This window comes from Micromonospora sp. NPDC048930, from assembly GCF_043197935.1.
Classification (GTDB): domain Bacteria; phylum Actinomycetota; class Actinomycetes; order Mycobacteriales; family Micromonosporaceae; genus Micromonospora.
Genome location: NZ_JBICUB010000003.1, coordinates 24936 through 37799, shown reverse-complemented (window position 1 = coordinate 37799; position 12864 = coordinate 24936). Strand labels below are relative to the sequence as shown.

Sequence of the window (12864 nt, the reverse complement as noted above, 5' to 3'; positions counted from 1 at the left end):
GGCTGCGGGCGGGTGGGTCGGGCGCGGGCTGCCGGGTAGGTCATCGTTCCGTTCGGTCGAGGTGGGTGAGCAGGGTGCTCACCTCGGTGTGCAGGCGACGTAGCTCGGCGGCCGTCGGCGCCAGTTCGTAGCAGTGGTGGTGGGCGGCGGCCGACAGGGCCGCCCAGGTGAACGCGACGCGTCGGGCGACGGCGGCGCCGGGTCCGAGGCGGCCGCGCAGCATCAGCTGCTTCGCGCGGCCCTGCCAGCACGCGGCCACCACCGGCCGGGTCCGCCGCCAGTAGGCGTCGATGCCACCCTCAAGGGCGAGCCGGATCAGGCAGGCGCACGCCCGTGGCCACCAGCCGGCGGTGACCGCGGCCGCGCCGAGTTCGCCGGCGGCGCGCAGCATCTGGTCGGCCGCCGCCAGGCAGCGCTGCGGCGTCGGCCCGGTCACGACCGGACCTCCGTCCCGTTGCGAGGCGCGGGCACGGCGGCGACGTGACCCCGCAGCGCCCCCGCGAGGTGGCGGGCGTCCGCGACCAGCTCGGGCAAGTCGAACAGGTACGCCCCGTGCACCCCCTCCTTGCACGCCTTGTACGCGGCCACCGCCCGCGACCCGTGCCGGCGGCTCAGGTACCCGAGCACGTCACCGCCCCGGTCGGCATCGTCGAACAGCGCCAACGCGACCGTGGTGGTCAACCTGCGGGACGCGGCCACGATCGCCGCCTCGATGTCGTCGTGCGGGACACCCCGCGCGACCTGCCGCCGCCACACGATCCGGTGGCAGGCCGCCTCGATCGCCGAGCGGCACAGCTCCGCCACCACCGGCCCGCGCACCTCCGCGGCGACTTCCTCGGTGCGGGCCAGCGCGTACGCGTCGTCGAGGTAGCGCGTCACCGGGTCGGAGCCCGGCCGGAGGGTCACCACCGACCGCTCGGCGCGGGTCACCTCCACGATGCGGGACTGGCCCAGGTCGAGGCGGGACAGGGCGTCGGGCAGCCGGGTATCGTGGGTGAAGACCACCACCTGCCGCTGCTCGGCCAGCTCGGCGAGCACCCGGGCCAGGCCGTCCACCTTGGCCGGGTCCATGCTCTGCACCGGGTCGTCAACGACGATGAACCGGAACGGGCTCTCCGGCGCGCAGCCGCGCGGCAGGAACGTCGCCAGCCCGAGGGCGTGCATCTCGCCCTGGCTCATCACCCCGAGCGCGGTGCCGTTGTCCGCGCCGTCCACGCTGACCGGGATCACCACCCGCCGACGGGTGTTGGTGCCTTCGAGAGTCATCGCCCCGAGTTCGACGTTGCTCTCTTGGCGCAGCTGCGCCCAGATCCGCTGCGAGTGCGCCGCGAACGGGGCGAGGCGCTGGTTGCGCAGGTCCGCGCCGGTCGCCTTCAGCCACGTGCGGGCGGCCTTGATCCGCGCAAGGGTCCGCTCGTGTTCCGGCAGCGTACGGGCGGCGTCGACCCAGGCCCGCAGCTCACCGGCCGCGGTCTGCCAGCCGATGTCGCGCTGACGGAGGAAGCGCGTCGCGTACCTGCGGGCGCGCTCGGCCGTCTCGAGCACCGCCGGGTAGCGGGCGGTCAGGTGGTCGGCGAGCTCCTCCGGGCTGCCGGGTGCCTGGCGCAGCGCCGTCGCGGCGTCGTGCAGGGCGTCCACCGGTACGCCGTCGGCCGTGCCCTCGGGGACGGCCAGGTCGTCGATCAGGTGGTGTGCCCGCTGCATGGCCGCGTTCAACCGCGCGGCGGCGGCCTGGGCCGCGAGCGTACGGTCCCGTAGCTCGTCCAGCGACGCCGCCGCGTTGGCCCGCCAGCCGCCGTCGAGGGTGCCGGTGGCGCAGACCGGGCAGGGACCGTCGCCCCGGTCGTCGTGGTGTTCCAGGGCGAGCCGGAGCAACTCCGCCGTCCGCAGGGACGCCCGGGACCGTCCACCGTCCTGACGGCGCGCCTCGGCACCGGCCGCGCGCAGCTGCTCGGCGAGCCGGGTCACCCCGTCGACGTCGGGCAGCTGCATCGCCGCGAGGCGGCGGCACAGCAGCACCTGTTCGTCTGCGGTCGGCTCGTCGGGTTCGTCGAGGATGGCGGCCAGCGCGTCCAGGTCCGGTCGGCTGGCATGGAGCAGCTTCGCCGCTCGGGCCGCCCGGTCGTGCGGCAGTTCGGCGAGCGTGGCGGCGAGGGCTGCCCGCCGGGCGCGTACCTCCTTGACCGTGCCCTCGACGGGCCGGGCGGCGTTCATCAGCCGGCGGTCGGCGTCGGTGATCGCTTCCAGGCCGAGGATCGCGGACAGCGCGTCGAACAGCTGGCTCTGCGTGCCGGCGGTGAGCCGGCCCAGCTCGGCGGCGGTGAGGAACGGCCGGTAGAGCGCCAGCGGCCGGTCCAGCCCGAGTTCGTCGAGCCCGTGGTGGCTGCCGCGGGCGCTGGCCACCCGCACCTGCGCCGCGGTCAGGTCCGCGTCCGGCGCCCAGGAACGGGTCACCGTGGTGGGCGTGGCGACGCCGTCGATCCGAAGCTCGACCACGATCCGGCAGGCGTCGCCGGTGTGCAGGTTGCGCCACCCGGTACGCCACACGCTGTTGCGGTCCGCCCAGCGGGCGCTGTCCCCGGTCAGTGCCAGTTCCACCGCCTCGGCGAAGCTGGACTTGCCGGAGCCGTTGCGGCCGACCACCACGGTCAGCCCCGGGCCGGGCTCGATGTCGAGGGTGCGCTCCGGACCGACGCCTCGGAAGCCGGCAACGGTGACGGACGAGAGCCAGATCCGCTCCGGCGGCTCGTTCGCCGTCGGACGCTGCGGCTCAAGGGTGGTCGGCCGGCCGGTGAGCGCCGCGTCCAGGTCGGTCTCGTCACCGAGCGCGGCGAGGACGAGGTCGGCGGTGTCATCGGGTACGCGGTCGGCGGCGAGCCGATCGAAGATCAGCTCGACCAGCGGTGCGGTCTGGCTCATGAAGCTACCTCCGTACTGAAAGGAGCGTGCGGATCCGCCTGCGTGGCGGAGGGCTGCGGGCAGGTGGCTCGCCGTGGGCGCAGCCCGGGGCCGGCCCACCGGTTCCGGGCGGAATGCGGGAAGGTCATCGGCGTCTCCAGGCGTGTGCCGTCCGCGGGTCGACGACCCGTCGATCCGCTGTTCGGCGCTGGAATCCGCGGGGCGACCCTCGGTTCGCCCTCGAGTTGGTGCCGGCGATCGATCAGCCGACGACGGCATCAGGTCAGCGGGCGAGGCTGCCGTGCCAGTCCCGCAGGAACGCGTCGACCAGGGAGTGCGCCCGCGGGCGTACGTCGAAGGTCTCATCGAGACGGCGGCGGGCCATGTGGGACAGGCCGTCGGCAGCCTCGTTGAGGGCGTGCCCGCTGTGCCCCTTGACGTGCTGGAAGGACAGGTCCGGCCGGTGGCTCACCGCGTCGGCGAGCCGGCCCAGCGTCGGCTGGTCGGCCCACCGGCGCTCGCGCAGGCTGTAACCGGCCGGCATCGTGGTCACATCACCGGCCTGCCAGCGGCGTAGCCACCGCAAGGCGACCATGCTGTCCAGCAGCACTGTCATCCCCGCCGGCGGCTCCTCGTACACCGTCAGCAGGAAGTCGACCGCACGTAGCTCGTTGATTAGCACCCGGGACGCCCCGGTCGGGTCGAGCCGGCCGGTGCCCCGGCCGCGCAGGCCGTAGTGGCCGTCGCTGACCACGTACGCGATGCCGCCGGCGCGGCCCTTCCAGCTGGCGTCGGTCGCGGCGACGACCGGCGCGGACGCCGCCGCCCAACGCCCGACCCGGCCGCGACCGCGCTGCTGGTCGGGCTTCGGCCGGCAGGCCGTGCCGTGCGTGGTGGCGAGCCGCTCGGCGGTGTCGAGGAGTTGCTCGGCCGAGCCGAGCTCGTCGTAGTGGACGGCGGTGAGCGCGAGCGTCACCGCGTCGCCGATCCGCTGACAGTCCGCGCAGGTCGTGTGCCGGACGTAGCGGCGCAGCGGCAGGGCGCGGGCGTGCAGGGGCGCGGGAAGCAGGTGCAGGGCGCGGAGGAACTCATCGGGACGCACGACGCCCCCTCAGAACTCGGAGACTTCGGTGACGACGGCAGTCAGCTTGTCGCCGGAGCGCCTGGTGCTGGCCATCTCCTCCTCCTGCACGGAGGCGGAGTCACCGGTCACCTCGAAGGTGTTGATGATCGGGTCCTCGGCGCCCTTGACCTGGTAGGTCACCTCGTACGTCTTGGACGGGTCGAGACCGGTGCCGGTGTACGTCACGTTGATCCGGTAGGTGACGTTGCAGCCGGCGCTGCCGAAGCACTCCTTGCTCAGGATCTTGACCCTGAGCTTGAAGTCGTTCTTCGTCGGCGCGTCGTAGCTGAGCGGAGGTTCGGTGGTCGCCGGCGCGGCGACGGCGGTGGTCGGGGCGGAGGTCGTGGCCGGCGGGGTCGGAGCAGTCGAGGTGGCGGCCGCCCCCTTCTCAGGCTTGTCGCCGCTGTTGGCCGTGGCCAGCAGCGCGCCGCAGCCGCCGAAGCAGAGCAGCAGCACCAGGACCACCCCGGCGACGATCCATCCGATGAGCGGCTTCTTGCGAGGGGCGACGGGCTGCGGGTTCGTGGTCTCCGCCGTGCCGGACTGGGCGTCGGACGGCGGCTGGAACTCGGGCTGGGTCATTGGTCTCTCCTGTGAGTGGGCAGGGGTGATCGGCTCGGCTGTCAGCGGTCCAGCCGGGCGAGTGGGGTTCAAACGTGCGGGCGGTTGGGCGGCGGAGTCCGGGTCCGATCAGGCGGACGGGATGGCAATGACCTCGACCTCGACGCCTTCGGTGCGCAGCGTCTTCATCGCCTGATAGAGCGCGACCTGGGCGAAGGTGAAGAGGGTGTCGACGGTGACCGTCCGGCCTGACTTGAGGGCGATGGCGTAGACGACCTTGCGCGGCCGGAAGTCTTCGGTAAGGTCGGGCGCGTTGGGCTGCTGGCGGACCAGTTCGAGGAACCTGGCCCGAGCCTCGGCGTCGTAGCGGAGCGCGTAGAAGGAGGTGACGCCCTGCGTGAAGAGATGGCTCAGCGGGGAACTACCGGAGGCTCGCTTGACGTGGATCAGCTCGCCGGCAGGGCCCAGCAGGTCACAGGCCTCGATTCCCCGCGGATGCTGCGCCGTGTAGAGAAGCTTCTTGTCAAGCAGGACCAGCCGTTGGTCCCGCTCGGCGGCCGAACGGTTGTAGGCGTCCTCCCGCGACAGGTTGCCAGTCCAAGGCGGCAGGACGATCCCGGAGGGCCGGTCCAGGATCTGAGCGATCTCCTGGTGCAGGAACTCGCGGTGCCGGTCACCGATCTCGTACCACCTGTCCTCATGCAGCAGCAGGTGGCTGGTGCCGACGGCCACCTCCGCGGTGATCCAGCGGGAGATCGGCGTCGACGTCATCGGTTCCCTGCCGCTCCCATCAGCGAAGAGGGTGAGCTTGCCAGTGCAAAGGCCCGCCCACCGGTCCCCGTCCAGCGCGCCGTTGGTATGGGCGAGGATCGCGGGCAGGTCCAGGTCTGCGGTATGGGTTGCCGCACTTCCGGACTTCGGAACGTAAATCCGGTACGACCCAACGTGCTCAATGTCGCTGACCAGCTCGCCTGGCACGGCGACGCCGAGGTCGGGCGGCTCGGGCAGCGCCAGCCGTTGGTCCAGGGTGTCGTCGAGTTCCCGGATCCGAGGGTCGGACGCCGGCACGGGACGGATCTGGGTGATGAACTCCAGGTCGGCCAGGGGAGACTCCTGCTGGCACACCCGGTTGATCTCGCGCAGGTCGGCGAGGAGTCCTTCGGGCTCGACGCAGAGAGGGATGTGCAGCGCTTCGCCGCCGTCGACCTTCACCGGCTTGCCGGTACGGCGGCAGGCCGTCAGGTTCGGGTTGTCCGTGCGGCCGCACACTTGGCCGACGATTTCGCCCCACTTGTCGATGCTGTACTTCCAGATGGGCTGGCCCCCGGGCACGAGACTCCGGTCCACCCGGCCGCTCGCGCCGACCACCCGGCGGCGGACCTGACGGATCTGGCTCGGCAGCAGGGCCCGGACGGCGAAGGACACGCCGAAGGTCAGGTCGATCTTCTCCCTCTCGATCATGAATCGGCCCAGCGTGCCGTAAGCCAGGGCGTACGTCTCCTCGTCGACGGCCAGGAGCAGAGCACCGCCGCCGCTGGTGTAGCCCAAGTCCACGTCCTCGCCGGTGAGCCCGGCCAGCACGTCGCACCACTCGGCGCGGAGGCACGGCACGGTGCCGTACACCAGGAACGCCGGTGCGTCGGCGACTCGACGAGGTGCCGCCTCGAAGCCGTTCTCCCGCAGGTAATCCTCGTTAAGCGCACCCGCGAGCCCTTCAGCGGTAGGGGGCACGTTGAGTCGGTAGACGGTGGTCGGGTGGGTGCCCGGGGGAGCCGGCGGCAGCGGGCACTCGAAGAGGGCGGGCTGCTGGGACGTGCGCCGCCGGCGGCCCTTGCGGGTGGTGCTGGCACGGTTCGTCGCACTGCGCATGTCGATCTCCTCGCGTAGAGCTTCGTGCTGGCGGAGGTGCGGTGCGGACTGCGCCGGGGGAGGGCTTCGCGGGACCCGCCCCCGGCGGGGAACGAGGGTCAGCTCAGGGCGACGGTTACGCCGCCGGAGAACGGCGAGTCGTGCAGCTCGAGCTTGGCGAGCTTGACGTTCTTCGGGATGTCGAAGACGACCACGCCGGTGACCTGGTTGCCGGGGTTGATGTCGTTCAGGAACGTCTCGGCGTTCTGGTTGGCGTAGATCGCGGCGCCGCTGTCCGAGGAGTACTCGGTGCCGTTGGCGGCGTACGCCTTCTGGCTGCTGCCGTCGAACATCTGCGACTCCTTGCCGATGTTCTTGACGTTGATGGTGACCAGGCAGAACTGGCCCTGCGCCTTGGCGCCGACCAGGCTGGAGCCGAGCTTGGCGACGCCGCACTTGGCGGACTTCACCGTGAACTCGAACTTCCCGTCCCGGGCCGGCTGGCCGATCTTCGCGGTCTTCGGCTTGTCGTCGCCCTTGGCGCCGCCGGCGTCGGCCTTGCTGGTGGTGTCGTCGGTGGAGCCGGCGCCGCAGCCCAGGGCGACGAGGCCGGTGGCGAGCAGAGCGAGAGTGGTGATCTTTCGCATCGTTTTCCTCCTGCTGTGAACGTTGCGGCGTCAATGAGAGCATCATCCGTGAACGCTGTCAACAGACATGATGCTTGACAGGTGTGACACACTGCGGAGGTGCAGGAGACACCGACCATCACGGCGGCGGAGATCGCCCGGCTCGCCGGGGTCGGCCGTGCCGCGGTCAGCAACTGGCGCAAGCGCTACGCCGACTTCCCCACCCCGGTGGCCGGCACGGCGGCCAGTCCCGAGTTCGACCTGACGCAGGTCGAACAGTGGCTGCGCGCCCAGGGGAAGCTCCCCGAGCTCGCCACCGCCGAACGCCTGTGGCGGCACCTCGCTGCCGCCAGCGAATCCCCGGCCGCCGGCCTCGCCGCCGTCGGCGCACTGCTGCTCGCCCGGCAACGCGGCCAGCGCCCCCACCGACCAGGGGATCCGCACCTGAAACCGCTGCTACCCGACGTCGACGCGCTCGTCGACGAACTCGGCCCGCAGGGCGCCTTCGACGAGCTGTGGCAGCGCTTCTCCGCACCTGGACCGGGCCGCCCGTTCGCTACCCCCGACGACCTCGCTGACCTCATGGTCGAGCTCGCCGGCGTCGGCGGCGGGTCTGTCCTCGACCCGGCCGCCGGCTCCGGCGCCATCCTGCGCGCCGCCGTCCGCGCCGGCTGCACCTCCGCCTACGGGCAGGAACTCGACGAGGACCTCGCCCGGCTCGCCGGACTGTGGCTGGCCCTACGCGACGTGCCAGGGGAGGTCAACACCGGCGATTCACTGCGCGCCGACGCCTTCGCCGGCCGCTCGTTCGACACCGTCGTCTGCCACCCGCCGTTCGGGGCCACCAACTGGGGTGACGAGGAGCTCGGCCACGACCCACGCTGGATCGTCGGCACCACACCGCGTACCGAGCCGGAGCTGGCCTGGGCGCAGCACGCCCTGGCCCACCTGCGCATCGGCGGGCACGCCGTACTGCTGATGCCACCCACCGTGGCCAGCCGCCGCGCCGGCCGGCGAATCCGCGCCGAGCTGCTGCGCCGCGGCGCCCTGCGCGCCGTCATCGCCCTCCCGCCCGGGGCGGCCGCGCCGCACGGCGTACCACTGCACCTGTGGGTGCTGCGGCGGCCCGCGCCCGACGCGCCGCCACCGGCGCGGACGCTGCTGGTCGACGCCGCCGGCGGCGACCTGACCGAGAACGGCCCGCGCATCCTCGCCGCGTGGCGGGCCTTCACCGCCGCCCCCGACGCCGAGGTCCAGGAGGCCGGCTTCGCCCGCGCGGTCCCGGTGATCGAGCTGCTCGACGAGGAGGTCGACCTCACCCCCGCGCGCCGCCAACCCGCCGTCGAGGGCAAGGCCACCGGAGAGCATCTGGTACGCACCAGAGAGCGGCTGGCCGCCATCGTCAGCGACTTGCCGGGGCTGATGCCGCAGGTCACGTCGGCGCCAGAGGCACCGGACGGGGAGTTCCTGTCGGTGGGGGAGCTGGTTCGGGCCGGTGCACTGCAGCTCATCGGCCCGATCCGGGCAGCCTCCGCCGAGGCTGGCGAACCGCCCGGTGACGGCCGACCCGTGCTGACCGTGCAGGACGTGCTGAACGGCGCACACCCCTCCGGCCGGGATGACGGCCGGCTCGGTCAGGAAGTCCAGCTGGCGATCGGCGATGTCGTGGTGCCGATGATCGCGCGGCAGCTCACCGCGCGGGTGGTGACCTCCGACGGCTGGTTACTCGGACGCAACCTCTACCTGCTCCGGTCGAACCTGGCGGTGCTCGACCCGTGGTTCCTCGCCGGGCAGCTACGCACGTCGACGAACGAGAAGCAGGCGTCGAGCCTGTCGGGGACGCTGCGCTTCGACATCCGGCGGGCGCAGGTGCGGCGGCTGCCGCTGGAGGAGCAGCGGGCGCATGGCGAGGCGTTCCAGCGGCTGGAGGCGTTTGAGTCGGCAATCCGACAGGCCGCATCGCTCGGTGCTGATCTGGTTCGCCTCACCGCCGACGGCCTCGCACGCGGGGCGCTTCGCCCTGATCAGCGGTCAGCCCGCAAGCGATCAGCCAGGTAAGGACCACAGAAGCCTTCCCCGCTGACGGATCGGACGACGATCCGCCCCGGGTGGGGGACTACAACGATGCAGGACAGCAGCCATACTGCTTGACTTAAGGCAATCGAAAGGAACCTGGTGAGCACCAAGCACCAAGAGCTGGCGAACTTCATCTGGTCGGTGGCCGACCTGCTGCGCGGCGACTACAAGCAGTCCGAGTACGGCCGGGTGATCCTCCCGTTGACCGTGCTGCGCCGCCTCGACTGCGTGCTCGAACCGACGAAGGACGCTGTGCTCGCCCGGCACAAGCAGCTCAAGGACATGGGCGTGCAGAACATGGACCCGGTGCTGCGCAAGACCGCCGGGCTTTCCTTCTACAACACCAGCGAGATGTCCTTCCGCAAGCTGCTCGGCGACCAGGACCACGTCGCGCTCAACCTGCGCGCCTACATCGGCGGCTTCTCACCCGGCGCGGTCGACGTGCTCGACAAGTACGGCTTCGACACCCAGATCAGCCGGCTCGCCGAGGCCGGACTGCTCTACCAGGTGGTCGCCAAGTTCGCCGACATCGACCTGCACCCGGACGTGGTCTCCAACCATCAGATGGGCTACGTCTTCGAGGAGTTGATCCGCCGCTTCTCCGAAATCAGCAACGAGACCGCCGGTGAGCACTTCACCCCGCGCGAGGTCATCAAGCTGATGGTGAACCTGCTGCTCGCCCCAGACGAGGACGACCTGGTCACCCCGGGCATCGTCCGGAAGGTGTATGACCCCGCCTGCGGCACCGGCGGCATGCTCACCGAGGCCCAGGAGCACATCCAGGCGCACAACCCGCACGCCACCGTCGAGGTCTACGGGCAGGAGCTCAACGGCGAGACGTACGCGATCTGCCGCTCCGACATGATGCTCAAGGGCGGCGACCCGACCAAAATCGCCTTCGGTAACTCGTTCAGTCAGGACGGCCACGAGGGCGAGCGCTTCGACTACATGCTCGCCAACCCGCCGTTCGGCGTGGAGTGGAAGAAGGTCGAGAAGTTCATCAAGGACGAGGCGGCCCGCGGGCACGCCGGCCGGTTCGGCGCCGGCCTGCCCCGGATCAACGACGGGTCGCTGCTCTTCCTCCAGCACATGATCTCGAAGATGAAGCGCCCCGAGGACGGCGGCAGCCGGCTGGCGATCGTCTTCAACGGCTCGCCGCTGTTCACCGGTGCGGCCGGGTCGGGCGAGTCGGAGATCCGCCGCTGGATCCTGGAGAACGACCTGCTCGAAGGCATCGTCGCGCTGCCCGACCAGCTCTTCTACAACACCGGTATCTCCACCTACTTCTGGATCCTCACCAACCGCAAGGAGCCGGCTCGCCGGCGCAAGGTCGTGCTGCTCGACGGGCGCGACTACTGGACCAAGATGCGCAAGAGCCTCGGCGACAAGCGCAAGATGCTTACCGACGAGCACATCGCCGAGCTGACTCGCGCCTATGTTCAGGCCCTGTCCATCGCGGATGATCCGGAGCACCCGCAGCACGCCAAGGTGAAGGTCTTCAAGACCACCGACTTCGGCTACCAGCGGATCACCGTCGAGCGCCCGCTTCGGCTGCGCTTCGAGGTCACCGAGGAGACGGTCGCGCTGCTCGCTGAGGCACGGGCGGTGCTCAAGTACGCCGAGAGGGAGTCACTGCTGGCGGCGGCGAAGTCGCTGATCGGTACGAGGTCCACGAGGCGGGCTGACTTCTCGATCAAGCTCAACGGGCTGGGGAAGCTGCCGGCGGCGGTGGAGAAGGCGGTGTGGGAGGCGTTCTCGGTGAGCGACCCAGAGGGGGAGGTGCAGACCGACCGCAAGGGCAAGCCGCTGCCTGACGCTGACCTGCGCGACAACGAGAACGTGCCGCTGGACGAGGACATCCACGACTACTTCAAGCGCGAGGTGTTGACGCACGTCCCAGACGCCTGGATCGACGAATCCAAGACCAAGATTGGTTATGAAATCCCGTTCACTCGCCAATTCTACGTTTACCAACCGCCGAGGCCGCTGGCCGAGATTGATTCCGACATCAAGGCGCTTGCGGTAGAGATTCAGATGCTGCTGAGCGAGGTAACGCAATGACTCCACAGCCCCACGGCTGGACGGTGACCCGCCTTAAGCACATTGCGTATCTCAATGCCGGAGGGACGCCGGACGTCGGTAATAGCAGCTACTGGGCTCCCCCTACCGAGGGTGTGCCATGGGTGACTATCGGAGATATGTCCAGTCAGCCTGTCGTGCAGGCTACGAGCAGGGCTCTCACAACAGGCGGCCTGCGTGCCGCGCGCTTGCGGCCGTCGCCGCCTGGAACGATCTTGTTTAGCATGTATGCAAGTCTTGGCCACACGGCGCGACTGGGTCGCGATGGAGTGTGGAACCAGGCCATCTTGGGCATAATCCCGACAAGTCGTGTTGATTCCCGCTTCCTGGAGTACTGCCTTTTGTCTCTGCGAAAGGAGTTGCCATCACTTGCACGAAGTAACACCCAACAGAACCTGAATGCTGAGCAGGTCGGCAATCTCGAATTGCCACTACCTCCGCTAGACGAGCAGCGGCGCATCGCCGATTTCCTCGACGCCGAGACGAAGCGGTCTGCGAGGATTGTCGCCGCCCACGTACGTCTGCACGAAGCCCTCGTCAGTAGGCGATGGTCTCTCTTTCAGCGCCTCCTACGGAACGTGGAGGCATCGCCAACTCCCTTAAGGCGCGTCCTCGAGTTCATTACTGACGGTCCGTTTGGTAGCGCTTTTAGTAGCTCGAACTATTCTGAGACCGGTGCCGCTGTTGTAAGGCTCGGCAACATCGGCTTCGGCGAGTACCGAAGCCACGAGCAGGCCTTCATCCCACTTGACCTGTATCGAAGGCTTATTCGCCACAAAGTGATATCAGGGGACCTGCTTATAGCGGGACTGGGAGACGCGCGCAACCATGCCGGGAGAGCCTGCGTCGCGCCGGATCTAGGACCCGCCATTGTAAAGGGGAAATGCTTCTGTGCGCGAGTTAGTAAGCGAGTGGCCGACCCCAAATTTTTGTCGCTGCTTCTGTCCTCGCCGATCGGAGAACAGGCGATGGATAGCCGTGGTTCAACGAGGGCGATGATTAATCTAGAAGTAGTGAAATCGGCAATTGTGCCGCTGCCGGACCTTAATGACCAGGTCAACATCGCCATGGCGATGTATAAAGCTGACGAGTTGCAGCGTAAAGTTGCCAGGGCAGTTTCGCGTCAAGAAGGCCTTTTGGCGGAGCGGCGACACTCATTGATTACCGCAGCGGTGACCGGGCAGATTGACGTGACGACGACTCGCGGATCGGAGGTATGACCTAGGAACTTCGTGCGCCCCGTCTAGGGCGCTGGCGACAAGGCGGATGGGCGTGACTGCCATCGAGTCCGAACATTTCGCGCTATGGATCTTAGCCGTCGCACGACGTGTCATCGCTGCAGCCAGCAACAACAGATGCAGCGTAATCGGTCGCTACTTTGACAGTGGACACGTTCCTAGTGGGGGAGGAAGCCGTGAGTTTCAGCGCCACTCGACTGACTTGCTTTGCGCTTATCTCTGCGCTTGAGGAGGACCTGCGCCTAGAGATCGAGGCACTCCATGGTCTTGGAGCAATCAGGGCACTTCTGCCTGAAGCGACTGCCTCGAAAGCGCAGGAGAGGAGGGCGAAGGACCATGGGTCAAAGCCGCCTCGGTCGGAGGTTGCGCTCCTTCCGTACTTAGACTTCGCCGATAGCTACGAGGTTCTGCTATC

9 protein-coding genes are annotated in these 12864 nt (G+C 69.3%); 3 read left to right on the top strand and 6 right to left on the bottom strand.

Features of this window, described 5'->3' with window-relative positions; genetic code table 11:
* Window positions 1-40: 40 nt before the first annotated feature.
* The 6 genes from ACGFI9_RS09245 to ACGFI9_RS09220 all read right to left on the bottom strand — a co-directional run bounded on the left by ACGFI9_RS09245 (window position 41) and on the right by ACGFI9_RS09220 (window position 7077).
* Window positions 41-436 (bottom strand): hypothetical protein, encoded by a 396-nt coding sequence (locus tag ACGFI9_RS09245; protein WP_393176747.1) that lies wholly within the window; start codon window positions 434-436, stop codon window positions 41-43.
* Window positions 433-2919, bottom strand: a complete 2487-nt coding sequence (locus ACGFI9_RS09240; protein WP_393176745.1) for an AAA family ATPase — start codon at window positions 2917-2919, stop codon at window positions 433-435. The genes ACGFI9_RS09245 and ACGFI9_RS09240 overlap by 4 nt, the downstream gene beginning before the upstream one ends.
* Window positions 2920-3181: 262 nt before the next feature.
* The gene (locus ACGFI9_RS09235; RefSeq protein ID WP_393176743.1) at window positions 3182-4000 is read right to left on the bottom strand and encodes a ribonuclease HI; all 819 of its coding nucleotides are present in this window, start codon (window positions 3998-4000) and stop codon (window positions 3182-3184) included.
* A gap of 9 nt (window positions 4001-4009) precedes the next feature.
* Window positions 4010-4603 (bottom strand): hypothetical protein, encoded by a 594-nt coding sequence (locus ACGFI9_RS09230; RefSeq protein ID WP_393176741.1) that lies wholly within the window; start codon window positions 4601-4603, stop codon window positions 4010-4012.
* A gap of 108 nt (window positions 4604-4711) precedes the next feature.
* Window positions 4712-6451: a DUF6119 family protein gene (locus tag ACGFI9_RS09225; protein ID WP_393176739.1), complete on the bottom strand. Its 1740-nt coding sequence runs from the start codon at window positions 6449-6451 to the stop codon at window positions 4712-4714.
* 98 nt (window positions 6452-6549) lie between these two features.
* On the bottom strand, window positions 6550-7077 hold the full coding sequence (locus ACGFI9_RS09220) for a DUF4352 domain-containing protein (RefSeq protein WP_393176737.1): 528 nt from the start codon (window positions 7075-7077) through the stop codon (window positions 6550-6552).
* Between the two features lie 99 nt (window positions 7078-7176).
* On the opposite strand from ACGFI9_RS09220, the gene ACGFI9_RS09215 reads away from it, so the two are divergent.
* The 3 genes from ACGFI9_RS09215 (at window position 7177) to ACGFI9_RS09205 (ending at window position 12431) form a co-directional block, all read left to right on the top strand.
* Window positions 7177-9114, top strand: a complete 1938-nt coding sequence (locus ACGFI9_RS09215; RefSeq protein WP_393176735.1) for an N-6 DNA methylase — start codon at window positions 7177-7179, stop codon at window positions 9112-9114.
* A gap of 117 nt (window positions 9115-9231) precedes the next feature.
* Window positions 9232-11193: an N-6 DNA methylase gene (locus ACGFI9_RS09210; RefSeq protein ID WP_393176733.1), complete on the top strand. Its 1962-nt coding sequence runs from the start codon at window positions 9232-9234 to the stop codon at window positions 11191-11193.
* Window positions 11190-12431 (top strand): restriction endonuclease subunit S, encoded by a 1242-nt coding sequence (locus ACGFI9_RS09205; protein ID WP_393176731.1) that lies wholly within the window; start codon window positions 11190-11192, stop codon window positions 12429-12431. The genes ACGFI9_RS09210 and ACGFI9_RS09205 overlap by 4 nt, the downstream gene beginning before the upstream one ends.
* Window positions 12432-12864: the final 433 nt, after the last annotated feature.